An 18647-nucleotide genomic window follows, 5' to 3' on the forward strand; every position below is an offset into this window, starting at 1 on the left:
GCGACAATTCACCAGGATCGCTAATCGACCCCTGGCCCTGTCATCACTTTCCGAGTAGAGACCTCCCTATTTCCGTCGCTAATGTCCGGCTCACCCGCACTGGAAGGTGAGGAAATCCCATGGCAGAAGAGAGCGCGAACGCCGCTTGGGGCGAACGCATGGGCACGGCCGACCGGATCGTCGTAGGGGTGTTCGTCGGAGTTCCCTTTGTCGCGGTGATCGCGTCCGTGATCGTGCTGTGGGGGTGGGGGGTCACTTGGCACGATCTGGTGATCGGCGCGGTGATGTACGCCGTCGCCGTGCACGGCATCACCATCGGCTACCACCGCCTGTTCACGCACAAGGCGTTCAAGGCCGCCCGCCCCCTCAAGATCGCGCTTGCGGTGGCCGGGACGATGGCCGTCGAGGGCGACGCGATCACCTGGTGCGCCGATCACCGCCGCCACCACCAGTTCGCGGACCAGCCGGGAGACCCGCACTCCCCCTGGCGGTTCGGCACCTCCGTGCGCGCCCTGCTCAAGGGCATGGCGTGGGCGCACGTCGGCTGGACCTTCAACAACGACAAGACCAACAAGGAGAAGTACGTCCCCGACCTCCTCGCCGACCGCGATCTGATCCTGGTGGCGCGCTGGCAGCCGCTGATCGTGCTGTTCTCGTTCGGTGCGCCCGCCGTGGTCGGCGGCTTTTGGGGCGACGGCGGCTGGGACTCGGGCGCCGCCTGGTCCGCCTTCTTCTGGGCGGGACTCGTCCGCATCGGTCTGCTCCATCACGTCACCTGGTCGATCAACTCGATCTGCCACATCAGCGGGGCCCGCCCCTTCCGGGTGCGGGACCGTTCGGGCAATGTGTGGTGGCTCGCGCCGCTCTCCGGCGGCGAGTCCTGGCACAACCTCCATCACGCCGACCCGACGTCCGCCCGGCACGGTGTGCTGCGCGGGCAGCTCGACTCCAGCGCCCGGCTCATCCGCCTGTTCGAGCTGGCTTCCTGGGCCAGCGCGGTGCGGTGGCCGGACGAGCGGCGGCTGGCCCGCCTCTCCACCGGCGTCAGGGCGACTGCGGGGGAAGCCCAAGGCCCGCCGCCAGCGTCGGCCACGAAGCCTTGAACTCCCGCTGCCAGGAGGGCCAGGCGTGCGAGCCGCCACGGTAGAAGTTGACCGTCGCCGGGACTCCGGCGCGGTCCAGCTGCTTCGCGAATCCGTGTGCCTGGCTCCACAGCGTGCCCTCCAGGACCGCCCCTTCGAGGTTGCCGAAGTCGGTGCTGGGGATGCCGCTGCCCTGGGAGACATAGAGCCGTGTTCCCGCCAGGCTCTTGGCGAGGGCGGCGGGGTTGTGGCGGTTCCAGTTGTCGCGGTGCAGGAAGGGGCTGCCCCAGAGGGCGGAGGGGAGCTGGAGCTCCCGGGCGACGATGGCATTCATCACGGTCGGCATGCCGAGGGCCGTCGTGTCCAGGACTCCGCTGTACGAGGCCGCCGCGCCGAAGGTGCCGGGGTGCCGGGCGGCGAACGCCATGGCGCCGTAGCCACCGGTCGAGACTCCGGCGACGGCACGGGTGCCGTTCGCCCGGTAGGTGTCGCGCAGCAGTCCCGTCAACTCCTCGACCTGGAAGGTCTCGTAGTCGGGGGCGGTGGAGCTGCCGTGGTCCCACCAGTCGGTGGGGATGCCGGTGGGGCCCGACGCCGGGATCACGGTGAGGACGTCCTTGTCGGCGAGGAACTCCTCGACGTCCGTCTCGCGGGTCCAGGAGGTGTAGTCGTCGTGGGCGCCCTGGAGGAGATAGAGCACGGGCCAGGTGCGGTCCGGCTGTTCCTTGAAACGGGCGGGCAGGATGACGCGTACGGGGAGCTGTTTGCCCACGGCGGGTGAGGCCACGGTGAGGTCGACGGTGCGGGCGTCGAGCCACTTCTCACTCACGACGCGCGGGCCCTCGGCGGCCCGGGCCGCCGACGGAGCCGCGGTGGGCGCTCCCAGGGCGGTGGAGGTGCCGAGGGCGCCGCCGGTGGCGAGGAGCGCGGTGGCCGTGGCGAGGGCGGCGAGCTTCTTGCGTGGTCTGCGGTGCTTCTGCGGCATGGGGGTCCTCTTCTCGGGCGGCCGGGCGGACGGGAACGGGCGGGAAAGGTGAACGGTCAGGCGTCGGGCAGGTCTCGCGTCAGGAGTTCCGCGAGGGTGTCCACGACCGGGGGATCGAGCAGCGAGAGGTGGTGGCCCGGCAGCGGGGTCACCGTGAGGTCGGTGCAGTGGGCGTCCCAGCCGAGGCTTTCGTCGTCCCGTTCGTAACGGGTGTCGCGCACGGTGTGCGGGGCCGGTTCCGTCGCCCGGTAGAGGAGGGTCCGGCCGCTGTACGGGCCGGGCCTGTGGCGTTCACCACTGCGGAGGTCGAGGGCCGAGGTGCGCTGATGGTCGAGCACTGCCTGCGGGAGGTCGACGGCCTGTTCGAGGACCTTCATGACGAGGGCGATCTGCTCGGCGTCGTCGAGGCGCGCCAGTTCCTCGTAGGGCAGGGCGAGTTGGGTGCGGTAGGTGCGGGTGACGTACGCGGCGAAGTCGGCATAGCGGCGGCGGGCTTCCGCCACCGGGCTCAGCCCTGGAGGCACCGGCAAGGGCAGTACGGAGTCGAGGAGCACCAGAGCGCCGACGGTGCCGTGGGGCGCGAGGAGCCGCGCGGCCTCCTGGGCCAACAACCCTCCATAGGACCAACCACCCAGCAGCCATGGGCCGTTGGGAGCTGTCGCACGGATGCGTTCCGCGAAGTCCGCCGCGCGGGGCCCGACGTCCTCCGGGGCCGCCAGCCGGTCGAAGCCGTACACGGGGCGGGAGCCGGAGAGGCGTTCGGCGAGGCGTGCGTACACCTCGGAGCTGCCGCCCGCCGCGTGGGCCAGGAAGAGGGGGGTGCCGTGGCCCGAGTCCGCCAGAACGCGGAAGGGGCCTTCGACGGACGTCGCCCTGGGCTCCTCCCCCACCCGACCGGGAGCTCGGCCCCGCCCCTCGGGCCGACGGTCCGGCAGGAACTCCGCGACCCCTCTCAGCGTCGCCTGCCGCAGCAGCACCCCCGGCTCCACCTCCACCCCGAACTCCCGCTCCACCGCGGCCCCGACGCGCGCCGCGGTGAGCGAGTCCAGCCCCAGGTCGGTGAGCGGAGTGTCGGCGTCGATGCGGTCCGGGGTGTAGCCCATGACGTCGGCCACGCAGCCGCGGAGGCGGTCGAGCGGCCCCGTGGCACGGGCGGGGGCCGGCGCGGGACGTGGTGTCGCGTGCGGGCCGGGTGCCTCCCCCGCCCAGAAGCGGCGGTGCCGCCAGCGAGGCGTCGGGACGTCGACGATGCGCGCGCCTGGATGCAGGCCCTGAAGTGACGCCGGCCCGCCGACGCCTCGTACGAGCAGCGATGCCAGCGACGTACGGAAGGTGAGGGCGTCGTCGGTGCCGCGGCGCAGGGTCGGCAGGATCAGCGAGTCCTCGGCCCCCGCGTCCCGCAGCGTCTCGGTCAGCGGGTGCAACTGCGTGGGGTGCGGCGCCACTTCGAGGAACAGCCGGTGGCCGTCGTCGGCGGCGGCGCGTACCGCCTGCGTGAAGCGGACCGGGCGCCGCAGATTGGCCACCCAGTAGTCGGCGTCGCAGGGCGCGGGGTCGCGCGGGTCGGCGAGGACGGTGGAGTAGCGGCGGCAGCCGGGCCGCGCGTGGGGCACGGCGCCGAGTTCCCGGGTGAACGCGCCGAGCAGCGGGTCGACGTCGGGCGAGTGCCCGGCGCCGGTGACGCGCAGGGAGCGGGCGAAGCCGCCCTCTCCGGTCACGCGGTCGACGAGTCCGCGCACGTCGTCCGCGGAGCCGGTGACCACGCTCTGTGCGGGCGACGCGTGCACGGCGACCTGCAGCGTGCGGAAGTCGGCGGCCAGGGCCGCGATGTGCTCGCCGGGGCGGTCCACCACGGCCATGGCGCCGCCCGTGAGCCCGGCGAGGAGCCGCGAACGGATCGCGACGACGCGCGCGCCGGTGGCCACGTCGAGGGCGCCACAGGCCACGGCCGCGGCGATCTCCCCCAGGGAGTGGCCGATCACGGCCGCGGGCTCGAAGCCGTACGACCTCCACAGCTCGGCGAGGGCGACCTGCATCCCGAAGAGGGCGGGCATGACGACGGCCGTCGATGTCAGCTCGGCTCCGGCGTCCATGCAGTCCCGCAGGGAGATGCCGGCCCGCTCGCGCAGCAGCGGTTCGAGGCGGTCGACCGATGCGGCGAACTCCGGCTCCGTGGCGAGGAGTTCGGTTCCCATGCCGGGCCACTGCGACCCGTACCCGGAGAACACCCACACCGCCCCGGGACCGCCCCCGGACGTGGGTGGCGCCCCCACGACCACCCGCCCGTCGGGCTCCCGTCCGGCCAGGCGGGCCAGGGCCGTGGTCAGCTCAGCGCGGTCGCGGGCGACGACCGCCGCCTTGTGGCGGCCACGCCCCACGCGGCCGGAGAGGGTGCGGGCCAGATCCGCCGGGCGGACGGAGCGGCTGTCCGGTGCCGACAGCCACTGGGCCAGCTCTCCCGCGTACGTGCGGACGCGGTCCTCGGTGACGCCGTCGAGCAGGGTCACGGCCGGGGCGGTGACCGCCGGGCGTGGGCCGCGCGGCACCCGGTGTTCGGCGAGGACCACGTGCGCGTTGGTGCCTCCGAAGCCGAACGCCGAGACTCCCGCCCGTGCCGTGCCCGAGTAGCGGGGCCACGGCTCGGCCCCCGTGACGACGCGCAGGCCCAGCGCGTCGAGGTCGGCGTGCGGGCCCGGTGCGGTGAAGTGCAGGTGGGGCGGGATCTCGTCGTGGTGCAGGGCAAGGGCCGTCTTGATGAACCCGGCGATGCCCGCCGCGGCCTCCAGGTGGCCGATGTTCGTCTTCACCGAGCCGATGAGCAGCGGCTGGTCGGCGGCCCGCCCCTGCGCCGCGCCGAGGGCGGCGGAGAGCGCGGACGCCTCGATCGGGTCGCCGAGCGCCGTGCCCGTGCCGTGTGCCTCGACGTAGTCCACCGAAGCGGCCTCCGTGGCGTGGCACTGCTCAAGGAGTGTGCGCTGGGCGTCCGCGCTGGGCGCGGTGAGTCCGTTGGAACGCCCGTCGGAGTTGACCGCGGTGGCCTCGATGACCGCGAGGACACGGTCGCCGTCGCGTTCGGCGTCCGCGAGGCGCTTGAGGACGACGACCCCGCATCCCTCGCCGCGCACCATGCCGTCGGCCGACACGTCGAACGCCTTGCAGCGCCCGTCGGCGGCCAGCGCCCCCGCACGCTGGAAACCGAGTGTCACCGCCGGGGAGAGGAGCAGGTTCACCCCGGCGGCGAGCGCCCTGTCGCTCTCCCCCGCGCCGAGGCTGCGTACCGCGTGGTGCACGGCGACGAGCGAGGAGGAGCACGCCGTGTCGACCGCCATGCTCGGGCCACGCAGGTCCAGGAGATAGGAGAGGCGGTTCGCGGCGATGCTCAGGGCCGCGCCCGGCGGGGTCCAGGCGCCGATCGACTCCGGTACGGCGGTGGTGAGATGGGCGTATTCGTTGCCGCTGATGCCCACGAAGACTCCGGTACGGGTGCCCGCGAGGGACGGCACGGGCAGCGCCGCGTGGTCGACGGCCTCGCGGGCGACCTCCAGGAGCATGCGCTGCTGCGGGTCCATGGCGGTGGCCTCGTCCGCGCCGATGCCGAAGAACTCGGCGTCGAAGCCCGCCACGCCGTCGATGCCCCCGTCCCCGACGAAGCCGCCGTGCCTGCTGAGGTCGTCCGGCAGGCTCCTGCCCTCCCGCACGAAGGGCGCCCAGCGGTCGTCGCCGATGGTGCCCACGGCGTCGCGGCCCTCGCTCAGGAGCCGCCAGAACGCGGCGGGCGAAGTGACGCCACCGGGCAGCCGGCAGCCGATGCCGATGACCGCGACCGGCGCGTCGGCTCCCGCGGGCGGTGTGCCCGCGGCCCTCCGCACCGACGGCGACCCGCCGTGCTCCGGTTCGCCGCGCGCCACCCGCTCCGTGAGCGCGCCGATCGTCGACGCCTCCCAGAGCAGCGTCGCGGGCAGCCGGGTGCCCGCGAGGTCGCTGAGGCGTGCCGTGAGGACGACCGCGTCGCGTGAGGTGAGACCCAGTTCCGCCAGCGGGCGGTCGTCGGCGATCTCGTCGGCCGCGAGGCCGTACCAGGCGCTCAGGCTGTCGACGATCGCGGCCCGGATCTCCGCCTGACCCGCCTGGCTCATCGCGCGTCCTCCGTGCCGCTCCGGCCGCCGTCGCTCCGGCCGCCGTCGCCGAATGCGCCGAGCAGGTAGCGCGCCCGGCCCGCGGCCCGCGCGACCTTGCCGCTGCTCGTCCTGGGCAGCGAGCCCGGCGGGATGAGGAGGAGTTCGGCGAGGCGCAGTCCGTGCCGGGCCGACACGGCTGCCGTGGCGGTGCGCAGGGCGGCGAGCCGGTCCTGTTCCGTGGGCTCCGCGCCCCGCCGGTGCTCGGCGACGACGACCAGGACGTCGCTCTCCGTGCCGGTCCAGGGCACGCAGAACGCGGCGAGCCGGTCCCTGCGCACGAGGTCGACGGCGGACTGCACGGTCTCCTCGACGTCCTGGGGGTAGTGGTTCCTGCCGTCCACGATGATCAGGTCCTTGAGCCGCCCGGTGACGTAGAGCCGCCCGTCGTGGAGCGCGCCGAGGTCGCCCGTGCGCAGCCATCCCGGCTCGCCGTCCCCGCCGGTGGCGTCGGGCGGACGGAAGCCGAACACCTCTTCCGAGAGTCCGTTCCGTTTCCAGTAGCAGAGGCCGATGTTGGGGCCGCGCAGCAGGATCTCGCCGACCTCGCCCGTCTCCCGTGCGGCGCCGGTGGCCGGGTCGGCGATGCGCAGCTCCTGCCCTGCCGGGGTGCCGCAGGCGACCAGGTGTGTCGCGTCCGGGTCGGTCAACTCCCTTACGTCGAGGCGACCTTCGGACAGGTACAACGGGTCGCAGGCCAGAACGGTGGGCGGTGCGTCGAAGGTGTCCGTCGTGACGAAGACGGTGGCCTCGGCGAGGCCGTACGCCGGGCAGTGCGCCGCGGGGGCGAGTCCCGCCTCGGCGAACGCGTCGCGGAAGCGGTCGACCGTGCCGGGGCGCACGGGTTCGCTGCCGTTGATGAGGACCTTGACGCGCTCCAGGCGCAGCTCGGCGGCCTCGTCCCTGTCGATCCTGCTCGCGCAGTAGTCGTAGGCGAAGTTGGGGGCCGCGCTGATCGTCCCGGGGTATGCGGCGAGCAGCCGCAGCCAGCGCACGGGGTGTTCGAGGAAGGCGACCGGGTCCATGAGGACCGAGGGGAAGCCGCCGACGACGGGCGCGGCCACGCTCAGGACGAGGCCCATGTCGTGGAAGAGCGGCAGCCAGCCGACCGTCGTGTGGCCCGCCGCCTCGGCCTCGAAGGCTTCGATGGCCTGCCGGGCGTTGGCCACCACGTTGGCATGGCTGATCACGACGCCCGCCGGGCTGCGCGTGGAGCCGGAGGTGTACTGGAGGTAGGCGATGTCGTCCGGTTCGAGCCGCTCGGGAAGGGTGAACGCCGGGGTATCGCCCGGCTGGTCGACCAGGACGACGGGCACCGGCGGCAGTCCTTGCGCGGCCATGAATCGCTCGATCCCGGGAGCCGTTCCCGCGTCGGCCAGCACGCAGGACGGCTCGCAGTCGGCGAGGACCGCCGCCAACCGGCCCTCATGGCCGGGGAGTCCGGGGCTGAACAGCGGCACCGCGATCACCCCCGCGTAGAGACAGCCGAGGAACGCAGCCGCGTAGTCGAGACCCTGCGGGAGCAGCAGGGCCGCTCGTTCGCCGGGGCCCGCCATCGCCGCGAGCCGTCCGGCGATCGCGCGGGCGCGGACGTCGAGACCGTGCCAGCCGAGGGTGTGGTGCAGGCCGGGGGATGACGGATCGGGGAACTCCACGTAGGTGAAGGCACGTTGGTGCGGCCGGTTGACGGCCCAGTGCGCCAAGTGGTCGGTCAGCAGGGGGCCTTCGGACGGCTGAGGTGTCTGCGGGGCGGACATGGCGGCTCCAACTGGACAGCGCGGGGACCGGGACGGGCGGCGCGGGGACCTGCACGAGCGGTGCACCAGGTTCCGCCCCGGTGTGACCCGTGAGTAAGACGGGTTGCTGACAGATCGTCTGACAACCTCTGTCACTTCACTGACAAGGCGCCGCACCGGATTCGGCGTCGCGGGCAGCAGCGACGGCAGCCACGGGGCCGGAGAATCCGGCAGCGGAACCGCATCGCGATCGAGGGGAGCCGCACGTGGGCCGGGGCAGGCTGACCGCTCTTCTGGCGATGCTCGCCCTTGCCGGTTTCATCACGACCCTCGACAACACCGTCATCAACGTCGCCCTGCCGACCGTGCAGCGCGATCTCGGCCTGACGGTCACCGACTTGGAGTGGGTGGCCACCAGCTACGTGCTGAGCTTCGGCTCGCTCCTTCCGGCCGGCGGCAGGCTCACGGATCTGCTGGGCCGTCGGACGGTGCTCGCGGCGGGCGTCATCGTGTTCACCGCGGCATCGCTGGCGGCCGCCCTCGCGGACAGCGGCGGGACGCTCATCGCGGCGCGTACCGTGCAGGGTGTGGGGGCGGCGCTCGTCATCCCGGCCTCGCTCGCGGTGGTCGCCGCCGATCTGCCCGCCCGCAGGCGCGCCTTGGCGGTCGGCCTATGGACGGCGGCCCTCGCGGTCGCGCTGGCGCTCGGCCCCGTGGTGGGCGGGTACGTCACCGAACGGTGGGACTGGAGCTGGGTGTTCCTGCTCAACGTCCCCTTCGGCGCCCTCGCCCTGCTCCTCGTGCCCGCCGTGCCCCGCGCCGTCACACCCGTGCGCCATGGCCTGCTGCCGCTCCTGGACCTGCCGGGCGTCGCGCTGTCGACGACTTCCCTCTTCCTCCTCACGTACGGCCTGGTCAGGGGCGGCGAGCACAGTTTCAGCACGCCGCCGGTGCCGCTCTGCCTCTGGCTCTCGGCGGCCACCGGGATCGCGTTCGTCGTCGTCGAGTCGCGCACGTTCCTGCCGCTGGTGGATCTGCGGCTGCTGCGCAACCGGTCCCTGAGCGGCGGCGCGGCGGCTCAGGTGCTGTGGGGCATCGGCGTCAACGGCGTGTTCTTCTTCACCGCGCTCTACCTCCAGCGCGTGCTCGGCTTCTCCCCCACCAAGGCCGGTCTCGCCTTTCTGCCGCTGGCCGGCGCGCTGCTCGTGACGACGCCCTTCGCCGAGCGCGCGGCCAAGGCGGTGGGGGCGCACTGGTCGATCGCCGGGGGACTCGTGCTGGTCGCGGGCGGCCTGGTGTGGGTGTCGGGCACGGGGTTGCACGCGCAGTACTGGGATCTGCAGCCGGGGCTGCTCGTGATCGGCGTCGGGTCGGCCCTGACGACTCCGCTGACGGTACGTTCCGTCGCCGATGTCCCCACGACGCGCACCGGCATGGCTTCGGGCCTGGTGAGCGCGGCCCGTGAGATCTCCGGGGTGTTCGGGGTCGTCCTGGTCGGCGTCGTCCTGACCCGCACGGAACGCACCGCGCTGCGGGATGGCGCCGAGCCCCGCAGCGCCTTCCTGGACGGCTACGACACGGGGCTGCAACTCGCCGCCCTCTGCGTCCTGTTGGGCGCCGTCGTCACCGCCACAACGCTCCGGCGGCCCGCCCGCCACCGGCGGTCAGGGGCACCTTCCGCAGTCAAACGAACCCGTCCCCCGGTGCGTCGGTGACGCACTGATGCGGCCAGGGATCGCGGGCCCAGCCATGCCTCCGCGATCCGCCCCTCCGCCTCCTCGACGACCCGCTACCCCCTCGACGAGCCCGTGCCGCCGAGCACGGTCACATAGCCGTCCGGGCCCAGTACCGCGATATCGCCCGTACGCAGCCACCCATCGGGCAGCAGCCGCCGCCCCGTCCCCACCGGGTCGCCCCAGTAGCCCGCGCACACCTGCGGCCCCCGCACCAGGAGTTCACCGGCGTGCCCCAGGGGCAGCTCCACCCCGGGGGCGCCCTCCTGGCCGATGCGGATCTCGGTACCGGGCAGGGGCAGGCCTGACGTGCCGGGGCGGGCATTGGCACCGCGGGGGTTGGCGAGGACGGCACCCGCAGCCTCCGGGATGCCGTATCCCTCGACGAGCACCGCGTCGACCGACTCGCGGACGCGGTCGGCGGTCGCGGCATCCAGCATCCCGGTCAGCCAGGTCCGCACCGTGGCGAGGGCCTCCAACTCGTGGGCCGGGCGCCGGAGAAGGCTCCGACAGTCGGCGGGCTCGGCCGACAGGAGTGTCACTTTCCGGCGGCGTGCCGTGCGCAGGAGCGTCTGCGGCTCGGCGGTCGGCAGGAGGACGGTCCGCGTCCCGGTGAGCAGCGGGGCGGTCAGGCCGAACAGCAGGCCGTGCGGACGCCACAGGGGCGTGACGGCAAGTGCGGTCTCTTGTCCGTCACGCAACTGTGGATGCCACAGGGCCAGTTGATGGGCAGCCGCGACGAGGTTCGTGTGCGTGAGCATCGCCGCGGGCCCGTCGGCGGTGACGTACGCGAGGGCGGCAAGGCCACCCGGCTCCGGCCCGCGATCCGTCGACTCCGGCCCGCGGTCCCCCGGCTTCGACCGGGCCGGCTTCCGCGGACAGCCGCCACGCGGCCACTCCCCGCCGATCGGAACGGTGACGACATCCCGTACGTACGTGTCTTCACGCACCGTGTCGAGCCGCTCCCCCGCCGACTCGCCCACGATCGCCACCACAGCGCCCGCATCCGCCAGTTGATGCCGCATGGTCTGCCGTGAGGCGTCCGGGTCGATCGTCACCGCGACCGCCCCGAGCCGCAGCACCGCATGCCACGCCACCGCGAACCACGGACAGTTGGGCAGCACCAACGCCACCCGGTCACCGTGCCGGACACCCAGCGTCCGCAACGTGTCGGCGCATGCGCCCGCGGCGCGGTGCAGCCCTCGAAAGCCGGATCTGCGGCCGTGGCGCCGGGCCGCCGCTTCGAGCAGGCCGGGGAGCGTGACGTCGGGGACCCGCAGACAGTGAGGTACCCCGGCGGCATAGAACCGGAGCCACGGCTGTGGGTCCGGGGCCATCACCTGTGGCTCGGTCATGACCTGATCGTGGCGCAGGAGGGCGGGTCGCCACTTGTCCCTCGCGCACAGTTCCGGCCCGGCGGGCTGTGGCTCCGCTGACTATCGACGTCCGATTACCGCTCCGTAACTTCACGGCGTGCACAGCTGTCCCCCTCGAAGAACCTCGAACCCCCTCGCAGCAACCTCGAACCGACCGAAGGAGCACCCCGTGCACAGGCCACGAGCGAAACGGAAGAAGAGACTGCTCGCGCTGACCGCCGCCGCGGCCCTCGCGGGCCTGGGTCTCGGCGTGCCGGCCGTGACGGCGGGCGCCGCAGCGACCCCGGACGCCTCGGCGGCGTGCGACGCCCCGGACGGGCGGATCTACCAGGTGCCTGGGTCCGTCCCGAGCGATCCGGGCAGCGTCATCGCCTGCCGGACGACCGCGCTCCCCCACGTGCCGGGCAACATCCCGATGCACGCCTGGAAGGTCCAGTACAGCTCGCAGGACAACACGGGCAAGCCGGTGGCGGTCTCCGGCACCGTGGCCGTGCCGGACGCCCAGTGGAAGGGGCGCGGCAGCCGTCCCGTCGTGGCGTTCAGCCCCGGGACGCTGGGGCTCGGTTCGCAGTGCGCGTTCTCGAAGCAGTTGGCGGGCGCCTTCCAGGACGAGTACGAGGGCGAGAACATCGCGGCGCTCCTGAAGGCCGGGTACGCCGTCGCCGCGACGGACGGGGCGGGCTATCTGGACGGCCGGACCCACCCGTACGTCTCCGGCGCCGACGCCGGGCACGCGCTCCTCGACATCGCGCGCAGCGCGTCCGCGATCCCGGGCAGCGGCCTCGACCCGAGGGCGAAGGTCGCCCTCTGGGGCTACTCCGAAGGCGGTGCGGCCAGCCTGTGGGCGGCCCAGCTCGCGGCTTCGTACGCCCCTGAACTCGATGTCGTGGGCGACGCGTCCGGCGGTGTGCCCGGCGATCTGAAAGTGGTCGCCAAGGGGCTGAACGGCGGTCCGTTCGCGGGGTTCCTGGTCGATGCCGTGCTCGGTCTTTCGGCCGCGCACCCCCGGATGCCGTTCGACGAGCTCATGAACGACCAGGGCCGGGAAACCCTGAGGAAGGCCAGGTCGCACTGTCTGGCGGGCACGATCTCGACCCTCGCGGGCCAGAAGATCGAGGACAACACCAAGGACGGTCTGAGCCTGGAGCAGCTCTACGCGCTCAAGGGCACGGACGGCAGGACGTGGGGCCAGGTCGTCGACGCCCAGAAGCTCGGCGTCGGCGTCGGGCGCCCCGGCTCCGGAGCCGAGTACGAGATCGGCTTCCCGGTCCTGCAGTACCGCGGGGCGCTGGAGGAGGTCATCCCCATCGAGACGGAGGACGCGACGCGCACGGCGTACTGCAAGGGGAACATCACCACCCAGTGGAAGGTCTATCCGGGCGAGCACCTGACGACCGATCAACTCGCGAAGGGCGACACGGTCAAGTGGCTCGGCGACCGGTTCGAGGGAAAACCGGAGTTCGGCAACTGCCTGCTGCCGTGAGTTGTTTCGCACTCGCTGCCTCTTGTCACCCGGGTGACAGGAGGCAGCATCATGTCTGTCCGTCTTCGACGGGCCGCCACGGACCGGTGGCGGTATCTTCACCAAACCTTTGTCCCCCGCGCGCAGAGGGAGCACCCCATGGTGAACGGTTCGACGCCGCCCGCCGGCACACCCCCGGCAGGCGCCCCCGCGTCCGCGGGCACCCCGGCAGAGGAGTCGTACGCCGCGTTCCGGGCCTTCCCCTCGGGCCTCCACGACCATGTGCGGCCGTTCCTCGACGACATCACGTCGGAGGTGGTGCGGGCGATCCGCACGGAGATACCGGAGTACGCGCGGCCGACCGACGACACGTACATGCATGTCGTGAACCGCGGTGTGGAGCAGGCCCTTGAGGGGTTCCTGGCCCGCATGGCCCACCCGGACACCGACTGGGAGTCGGTGAAGGCCACCTACCAGAACATCGGCAGGGGCGAGGCGGACGAGGGCCGCAGCCTCGACTCCTTCCAGTCCGCGCTGCGCCTCGGCGCGCGCGTCACGTGGCGCCGGGTCAACGCCCTGGTCGACGCCGACCTGTTGCCGCACACCGTGCTTGCCGCTTTCGGCGAGGCGCTGTTCGTGCACCTGGACGAGATGGCCGCGGCGACAACGGCGGGCTACACCGAGGCCAGGCTGCACGCGGCGGGCGAGCTGCAGCAGCGCCGCGCGCGCCTCATCGACCTGCTGACCGCCGATCCTCCCGCGTCGGCGGAGGCCATCGCCGATCTCGCGCAGGCCGCCCAGTGGCCCATCCCGCGCGAGGTGGCCGTCGTCGTCATCGACCACGTCCTCACCCCGGATACCGTCAGCCCCATCGTGCCGCCGGAGTTCCTCGCCCGCTTCTCCGAGCAGCCCGGCTGCATCGTGGTGCCCGACCCGGAGGGGCCGGGCAGGGCCCGGTCGATCGCCGCCGCGTTACAGGGCCTGCGCGCGGTGATCGGGCCCACCGTCGCCCTGCACGAGGGGGCGCGCTCGCTGCGCTGGGCGCTGGACGCCCTGGGCCTGTCCCGGCGCGGCATCCTGCCCCGCGCGGGCCTGCTGCACTGCGCCGATCACCTGGCGACGTTGCTGCTCTTCCAGGACGAGGCGCTGATCGACGCGCTCGCGCAGCGGCATCTGCTGCCCCTTCAGGAGGTGCGCTCACCGCAGCGTGAGCGCCTCGCCGAGACCCTGCTGTGCTGGCTGCGGTGCGGGCACAACGCGAGCGAGGTCGCCACGCGCCTCGCCGTGCATCCGCAGACGGTCCGCTACCGCCTGCGGCAGCTGGACGAGGTGTTCGGCGACCGGCTGCACGATCCGGTGGCGCAGTTCGAGATGCAGCTGGCGCTGCACGCGTTGAGCCTGCGGCCCGCCGCGGAGTGATGCCCGCGTCACGCAGCACACGGCTCGCGCGCCTCCGGCCCGGTTTCTCTCTCGCACGAGGTCACAAGTACGCTCTGCGAGCGATGAGTTGGCGCCCTTGATGGAGTCAAAACTCATACAAAGGGAAACCGAGACACACCGGGCCGCGCACAAGGTTCGCGACCCCCACCCGGAGGTACGACCATGTGCGCCCACCAGCCCCCTTGCCCGCCCGCCGACAGCGCCGACCATCTGGCCGCCCTGATCCTCTCCGCCCACCCCGAACAGGGCTGGAGCCTGCTGTGCAACGGCGCCATCGTCTTCGACGACACCGGTGAAATCCTGCCGGACGGACGGGTGGTGGTGGTGACGCGACGGCCGGTGATGGCGGTCTGAGCGCGGTACTGCCAGGCGCCCTCCCTACGGGTGCACGGGCGGCTGCCCCGCAGCACCCGCTCGCCACGAGCGCTCGATCTCCCGCATCAGCGCCGGGTAGACGAGCCACAGCCGGAACGGCTTGATCGCGGCCATGTAGACGGCGCCGAACCGGCCGTTCGGCTTCACCAGGACCGTCATCTGGCCGCGGTAGCCGCCGGATTCGCCGGGCACCCAGCCCAGGTGCATGATCGTGTGCACCGTGCCGTTGGCCAGCTCCGCCGCCCACTCGTCCTTGAGCAGATACACCGGGGTGAGCGGGAACCCTGCGGATTCCGGGCCCCTGGGGGCCTCGCGCATCTCGTCCGGCAGCCGGTCCCGGAGCGAGGCCACCCGCGTGCCCAGGCCGGCCTTCGGGCGGTCCCAGCCGAACACCGAGCCGATCTTCCAGCGGGCCGCCCACACCACGCGTACGAGGAGCGGCGCGCCCTCCGGGAAGTTGTCGCCCGAGACGGTCTGCTCCACCAGCCGGGGGAAGTCCTCGGGGCCGCCCGGTGTGGGCAGCGCCCACACGTCCTCCACCTGGAAGTCGGGGGCGATCTCATGGATGCGCCACGGGCGTGACGTGTGCGCGCTCTTCGGCAGCTTCATTCCTGAACCTCCGGTTTCATTCCTGAACAGCCGGCTTCGTTCCTGAATCTCCGTGCGGCAGGCCCAACAGCCCCCGTATCGCTCTCTCCGCGAGTACGACGTCATGGGGGGCGTGTCCGGCGACGCTGCTCACCAGGCCTTCGAGGGTGCCGATGTAGGCGAGCGCGACCTCCCGCGGCGGTGGCCCCGGGGGGATGGCGCCGCTCTCGCGTCCCGCGGAGATCCGGTCGACGCACCGGGTGGTGAGCCGGTCGACGACTTCGGCGAGCGCGTGGCCGACCGCGTGATCCTGTCCGGCGAACTCGACCGACAGCGCCCTCATCACCCTGGCCACGTCACGGCGGCAGTACACGGCGTGCCCCCGCGCCATCGCCAGGAGCGCCGCGACGGGGTCGGGCTCCTCGTCCGCCGGGGCGCCGACCTCGGCGTTCCAGGTCTCCTCGACCCACTGCACCACGGCGAGCGCCAGGTCTTCCTTGTTGGCGAACAGGTGGTAGAGGGCGCCGCGGGTGTAGCCCGCCTCGGCCGCCACCCGTTCGAGCGCCACGTTGCCGTATCCGTACGTGGAGAACCCTCGCGCCGCGGACTCCAGCAGGGCGCTCCTGGTCCGGGCGCGCCGGTCCGCCTGCTTCTCACGAGGACGCGCCGGGCCTGCCGTCATCGCCGTGCTGTCCCCGATGCGAATTCACATACAGACATGTATGTAGGTTACTCCGGGGCGATCGCGCCGAGCAATGCCCGCGCGCACAGGTCCCGCACCTGCTCGCGCGGCAGTTCGGGCTCGTCCAGCCACTCCAGGCAGACGGTCACCATGAAGGCGAGCCAGCCGCGCACGGCCAGCCGCAGGGTGGGCAGTTCGTGCGGGGTGGTCGCCGTCCGGGGGTCCGCGGCGAGGGCGGCCAGGATCTGGTCCTCGTGGGCCGCGAGGCCTTCGCGGTAGATCCTGCGGACCGTGACGTCACCCGTCTCCTCCGCCCGGTGGAAGGCACGGAAGCCCTCGGCGTGCGACTCGACGTACGCGAGGAACGTATCGAGGCCCGTGCCGATCTGGTCGCGGACCGGGACTCCCGGCACGGCCGCCGTCAGCCGCAGCATGCGGTGGCTCTCGCGCTGCACCACGGCGGCGAAGAAGTCGCTCTTGGTCGGGAAATAGTGGTACAGCAGGCCGCGCGAGACTCCGGCGATCTCCGCCACCCGCTCGACCCACACGTCGTCGTACGGATTCTGGGCGAAGAGCCGCGCCCCTGCCGAGAGCAGCTGCTCCCTGCGCTCCTCCGTGCTGAGTCTGCGGCGCGTGCGTTCCTGCGGGTTCGCGGCCATGAGCGCACTTTACTTGACGCGGATTCAATAGCGGGACCAGACTGATATCCCTTATTGAATCCGCGTACAACAGGCTCAACGGGTCTGCGGCACAAGGGAGATGGCACACATGGCGCAGGCGTCCCAGGCATCGCAGGCATCGCAGGTGACGGAGGGTGCCGAGCCCCCCAAGGGGTTCCGCAGCGCCGAGCTCGGCTGGCCGCGCCTCGACCTCATCCCGCATCCGCCGCGCCGTCTGCCCCTGGTCGGCGACATCCTCGGCGCCCATGTCCGGACACCCGTGCAGGATTCGATGCGGATCGGCAGCGGCCTGGGGCCCATCTTCCGCCGCAAGGCGTTCGGCAAGGAGATCGTCTTCGTCTGGGGCGCCGCGCTCGCGGCCGAACTGGCCGACGAATCACGGTTCGCCAAGCATGTGGGCCTGGGCGTCGCCAACCTGCGGCCGGTGGCCGGTGACGGCCTGTTCACCGCGTACAACCACGAGCCCAACTGGCAGCTCGCGCACGACATCCTCGCGCCGGGCTTCAGCCGGGACGCGATGGCCGGCTACCACCCGCTGATGCTGGACGTCGCCCGGCAGCTGACCGGCCGCTGGGACGCGAGCGAGTCCGCGGGGCGGTCCGTGGACGTGCCCGGCGACATGACGAAGCTGACCCTGGAGACGATCGCCCGCACCGGGTTCGGGCACGACTTCGGCTCCTTCGAGCGGTCCCGGCCGCATCCCTTCGTGTCGGCCATGGTCGGCACGCTCTCCTACGCCCAGCGCCGCAACGTCGTGCCGCCCGGTCTCGCCCCGCTGCTGCTGCGCGGCGCCACCCGGCGCAACACCGCCGACATGGCGTATCTCAACCGCACCGTCGACGACGTGGTCGCGGCCCGCCGCGCCGCGCCGGGTCCCGGCGACGGCGATCTGCTCGACCGGATGCTGGAGGTCTCCCACCCCGAGACCGGTGAGCGGCTCTCCGCCGAGAACATCCGCCGTCAGGTCATCACCTTCCTGGTGGCCGGGCACGAGACGACGTCGGGCGCCCTGTCGTTCGCCCTGCACTACCTCGCGCGCTCCCCCGAAGTCCTGGCCCGCGCCCAGGCGGAGGTCGACGAGGTCTGGGGTGACGCGGAGGAGCCCGCGTACGAGCAGGTCGCCAAGCTCCGTTATCTGCGGCGCGTCCTGGACGAGTCGCTGCGGCTGTGGCCGACCGCGCCCGGTTTCTCGCGCCAGGCCCTGCACGACACGACGATCGGCGGTGAGCACCCGATGCGTGAGGGTGCCTGGGCGCTCGTCCTCGCCACGCTGCTGCACCGCGATCCGGCGGCGTGGGGCGAGCGGCCCGAGGAGTTCGACCCCGACCGGTTCACTCCCGCGGCCGTACGGGCGCGGCCCGCTCATGTCTTCAAGCCGTTCGGCACGGGCGCGCGGGCCTGTATCGGCCGTCAGTTCGCGCTGCACGAGGCGACGTTGGTCCTCGGGCTGCTCCTACGCCGCTACGACCTGCACGCCGACCCCGCGTACCGGCTGCGGGTCGTCGAGCGCCTCACGCTCATACCGGAAGGCCTCACGCTACGGCTCACCCGCCGCGCCAGGGCCGCTTAGGGCCGATTGTCAGACCCGTGCGCAAGAGTGGAGGGTCCACCGGTGCCAGCCACCGGGCCTTCCGACCCCGCGCAGAGGAGCTCTCGACATGACCAGCACGCCGACCCCGGAACTGGCCGCCGCCCAGGCCTGCTTGCGGCTGCTGCACACCGCACGTGCCGCACTGTCCGGTCCCTCACCGGCCGCGGCGGCCTCGCTGCTCGCCGGGCCCATAGCGGAGGCGGACGAAGCGCTGCGCCGCGCGGGCCTGACGGGCAACGAGGCCGAGCTCCTGAACAGGATCTACGACCTCGAGCCCGACCGCCCCGACGCCCGGGCGTGCCCCGCCTCGGCTGGTTCGGCTCCGTCCACTCCTTAGAGTCCTGGAGAGCTACTCCTTGGACTCCTGGAGCTCCTCCGGCCCCGTCGATCGCTTCGGCCCCGTCGCTTCCGCGGGATCCGTCGCTTCCTTCGGCTTCCAGGTGAACTTGTCGCCGCCCACCCAGCGCACCAGATCCGGGTCGTCCACGTCGTGCACGACGAGACCCGCCTGAGCGGCCACCTCCAGGACATCGACGAGTTCCCTGGCCTCGCCGACCACCTCGCCGTCGAGCTCCACGATGCGGAAGGGCGGTCGGCCGGGGTTGACGCCAAGGACCGTGATCCGAGGGTTCGCCATATAGAGGTACGCACTTTCGGTCATGGGTGCAGGCTTCCACGCCGCGGCTCCGTCATGACCATCACGACCTGCCCGTTCGGCCGCTCGGGCTACGTACCGGTCGCC

General features: G+C 72.5%; 15 protein-coding genes. 7 read left to right on the forward strand and 8 right to left on the reverse strand.

The genetic code is table 11. From position 1 onward, the window contains the following. Positions 1-119: 119 nt before the first annotated feature. Entirely contained in the window at positions 120-1103 is a 984-nt protein-coding gene (locus AB0E78_RS31645; RefSeq protein WP_361839712.1) for an acyl-CoA desaturase, read from the forward strand. On the opposite strand, the gene AB0E78_RS31650 is transcribed toward AB0E78_RS31645, so the two are convergent. From AB0E78_RS31650 to AB0E78_RS31660, 3 genes are read right to left on the reverse strand one after another with little or no spacing between them, the layout of a single operon-like run. After that, positions 1045-2067 (reverse strand): alpha/beta hydrolase family protein, encoded by a 1023-nt coding sequence (locus tag AB0E78_RS31650; protein WP_361839714.1) that lies wholly within the window; start codon positions 2065-2067, stop codon positions 1045-1047. The two genes, AB0E78_RS31645 and AB0E78_RS31650, sit on opposite strands and share 59 nt — an antisense overlap. 56 nt (positions 2068-2123) lie before the next feature. Further along, a complete protein-coding gene (locus tag AB0E78_RS31655; protein WP_361839717.1) occupies positions 2124-6203 on the reverse strand; it encodes a type I polyketide synthase in 4080 nt (1359 codons plus the stop codon). After that, the gene (locus tag AB0E78_RS31660) at positions 6200-7999 is read right to left on the reverse strand and encodes a fatty acyl-AMP ligase (RefSeq protein ID WP_361839720.1); all 1800 of its coding nucleotides are present in this window, start codon (positions 7997-7999) and stop codon (positions 6200-6202) included. Before AB0E78_RS31660 ends, AB0E78_RS31655 begins: the two co-directional genes overlap by 4 nt. A 245-nt stretch (positions 8000-8244) precedes the next feature. Between AB0E78_RS31660 and AB0E78_RS31665 the strand changes: the two genes are divergently transcribed. Continuing rightward, entirely contained in the window at positions 8245-9693 is a 1449-nt protein-coding gene (locus tag AB0E78_RS31665) for an MFS transporter (RefSeq protein WP_361839723.1), read from the forward strand. A gap of 74 nt (positions 9694-9767) precedes the next feature. Here AB0E78_RS31665 and AB0E78_RS31670 read toward each other — a convergent pair whose 3' ends face one another. Beyond that, positions 9768-11066, reverse strand: a complete 1299-nt coding sequence (locus tag AB0E78_RS31670) for an AMP-binding protein (RefSeq protein ID WP_361839725.1) — start codon at positions 11064-11066, stop codon at positions 9768-9770. A gap of 190 nt (positions 11067-11256) precedes the next feature. On the opposite strand from AB0E78_RS31670, the gene AB0E78_RS31675 reads away from it, so the two are divergent. The 3 genes from AB0E78_RS31675 (at position 11257) to AB0E78_RS31685 (ending at position 14343) form a co-directional block, all read left to right on the forward strand. Continuing rightward, on the forward strand, positions 11257-12570 hold the full coding sequence (locus AB0E78_RS31675) for a lipase family protein (RefSeq protein WP_361839728.1): 1314 nt from the start codon (positions 11257-11259) through the stop codon (positions 12568-12570). A 138-nt stretch (positions 12571-12708) separates the two neighbouring features. Next, positions 12709-13968 carry a helix-turn-helix domain-containing protein gene (locus AB0E78_RS31680; protein WP_361839730.1) on the forward strand — a complete coding sequence of 420 codons (1260 nt, stop codon included), beginning with the start codon at positions 12709-12711 and terminating at the stop codon, positions 13966-13968. 183 nt (positions 13969-14151) lie between these two features. Beyond that, positions 14152-14343 carry a DUF5999 family protein gene (locus AB0E78_RS31685; protein WP_361839733.1) on the forward strand — a complete coding sequence of 64 codons (192 nt, stop codon included), beginning with the start codon at positions 14152-14154 and terminating at the stop codon, positions 14341-14343. Between the two features lie 24 nt (positions 14344-14367). Here AB0E78_RS31685 and AB0E78_RS31690 read toward each other — a convergent pair whose 3' ends face one another. The 3 genes from AB0E78_RS31690 to AB0E78_RS31700 are packed head-to-tail and all read right to left on the reverse strand — an operon-like array spanning position 14368 to position 16293. Beyond that, on the reverse strand, positions 14368-14973 hold the full coding sequence (locus AB0E78_RS31690; protein ID WP_361839736.1) for a DUF2867 domain-containing protein: 606 nt from the start codon (positions 14971-14973) through the stop codon (positions 14368-14370). A 16-nt stretch (positions 14974-14989) separates the two neighbouring features. Next, positions 14990-15634 carry a TetR/AcrR family transcriptional regulator gene (locus AB0E78_RS31695; protein WP_361839738.1) on the reverse strand — a complete coding sequence of 215 codons (645 nt, stop codon included), beginning with the start codon at positions 15632-15634 and terminating at the stop codon, positions 14990-14992. 47 nt (positions 15635-15681) lie between these two features. Then, positions 15682-16293, reverse strand: a complete 612-nt coding sequence (locus AB0E78_RS31700; protein ID WP_361839740.1) for a TetR/AcrR family transcriptional regulator — start codon at positions 16291-16293, stop codon at positions 15682-15684. 109 nt (positions 16294-16402) lie between these two features. Between AB0E78_RS31700 and AB0E78_RS31705 the strand changes: the two genes are divergently transcribed. Continuing rightward, on the forward strand, positions 16403-17884 hold the full coding sequence (locus AB0E78_RS31705; RefSeq protein ID WP_361839742.1) for a cytochrome P450: 1482 nt from the start codon (positions 16403-16405) through the stop codon (positions 17882-17884). Positions 17885-17972: 88 nt separating this feature from the next. Next, positions 17973-18242 (forward strand): hypothetical protein, encoded by a 270-nt coding sequence (locus tag AB0E78_RS31710; RefSeq protein ID WP_361839745.1) that lies wholly within the window; start codon positions 17973-17975, stop codon positions 18240-18242. Positions 18243-18254: 12 nt separating this feature from the next. Here AB0E78_RS31710 and AB0E78_RS31715 read toward each other — a convergent pair whose 3' ends face one another. Beyond that, positions 18255-18566: a hypothetical protein gene (locus AB0E78_RS31715; RefSeq protein ID WP_361839747.1), complete on the reverse strand. Its 312-nt coding sequence runs from the start codon at positions 18564-18566 to the stop codon at positions 18255-18257. Positions 18567-18647: the final 81 nt, after the last annotated feature.

The organism is Streptomyces sp. NPDC032198, from assembly GCF_040636975.1.
GTDB lineage: Bacteria > Actinomycetota > Actinomycetes > Streptomycetales > Streptomycetaceae > Streptomyces.

Excerpts from the sequence above, each read along its gene's own strand:
- AB0E78_RS31645 (WP_361839712.1), top strand. The coding sequence starts at position 120 with ATGGCAGAAGAGAGCGCGAACGCCGCTTGGGGCGAACGCATGGGCACG.
- AB0E78_RS31650 (WP_361839714.1), bottom strand. The coding sequence starts at position 2,067 with ATGCCGCAGAAGCACCGCAGACCACGCAAGAAGCTCGCCGCCCTCGCC.
- AB0E78_RS31655 (WP_361839717.1), bottom strand. The coding sequence starts at position 6,203 with ATGAGCCAGGCGGGTCAGGCGGAGATCCGGGCCGCGATCGTCGACAGC.
- AB0E78_RS31660 (WP_361839720.1), bottom strand. The coding sequence starts at position 7,999 with ATGTCCGCCCCGCAGACACCTCAGCCGTCCGAAGGCCCCCTGCTGACC.
- AB0E78_RS31670 (WP_361839725.1), bottom strand. The coding sequence starts at position 11,066 with ATGACCGAGCCACAGGTGATGGCCCCGGACCCACAGCCGTGGCTCCGG.
- AB0E78_RS31680 (WP_361839730.1), top strand. The coding sequence starts at position 12,709 with ATGGTGAACGGTTCGACGCCGCCCGCCGGCACACCCCCGGCAGGCGCC.
- AB0E78_RS31685 (WP_361839733.1), top strand. The coding sequence starts at position 14,152 with ATGTGCGCCCACCAGCCCCCTTGCCCGCCCGCCGACAGCGCCGACCAT.
- AB0E78_RS31690 (WP_361839736.1), bottom strand. The coding sequence starts at position 14,973 with ATGAAGCTGCCGAAGAGCGCGCACACGTCACGCCCGTGGCGCATCCAT.
- AB0E78_RS31695 (WP_361839738.1), bottom strand. The coding sequence starts at position 15,634 with ATGACGGCAGGCCCGGCGCGTCCTCGTGAGAAGCAGGCGGACCGGCGC.
- AB0E78_RS31700 (WP_361839740.1), bottom strand. The coding sequence starts at position 16,293 with ATGGCCGCGAACCCGCAGGAACGCACGCGCCGCAGACTCAGCACGGAG.
- AB0E78_RS31705 (WP_361839742.1), top strand. The coding sequence starts at position 16,403 with ATGGCGCAGGCGTCCCAGGCATCGCAGGCATCGCAGGTGACGGAGGGT.
- AB0E78_RS31710 (WP_361839745.1), top strand. The coding sequence starts at position 17,973 with ATGACCAGCACGCCGACCCCGGAACTGGCCGCCGCCCAGGCCTGCTTG.
- AB0E78_RS31715 (WP_361839747.1), bottom strand. The coding sequence starts at position 18,566 with ATGACCGAAAGTGCGTACCTCTATATGGCGAACCCTCGGATCACGGTC.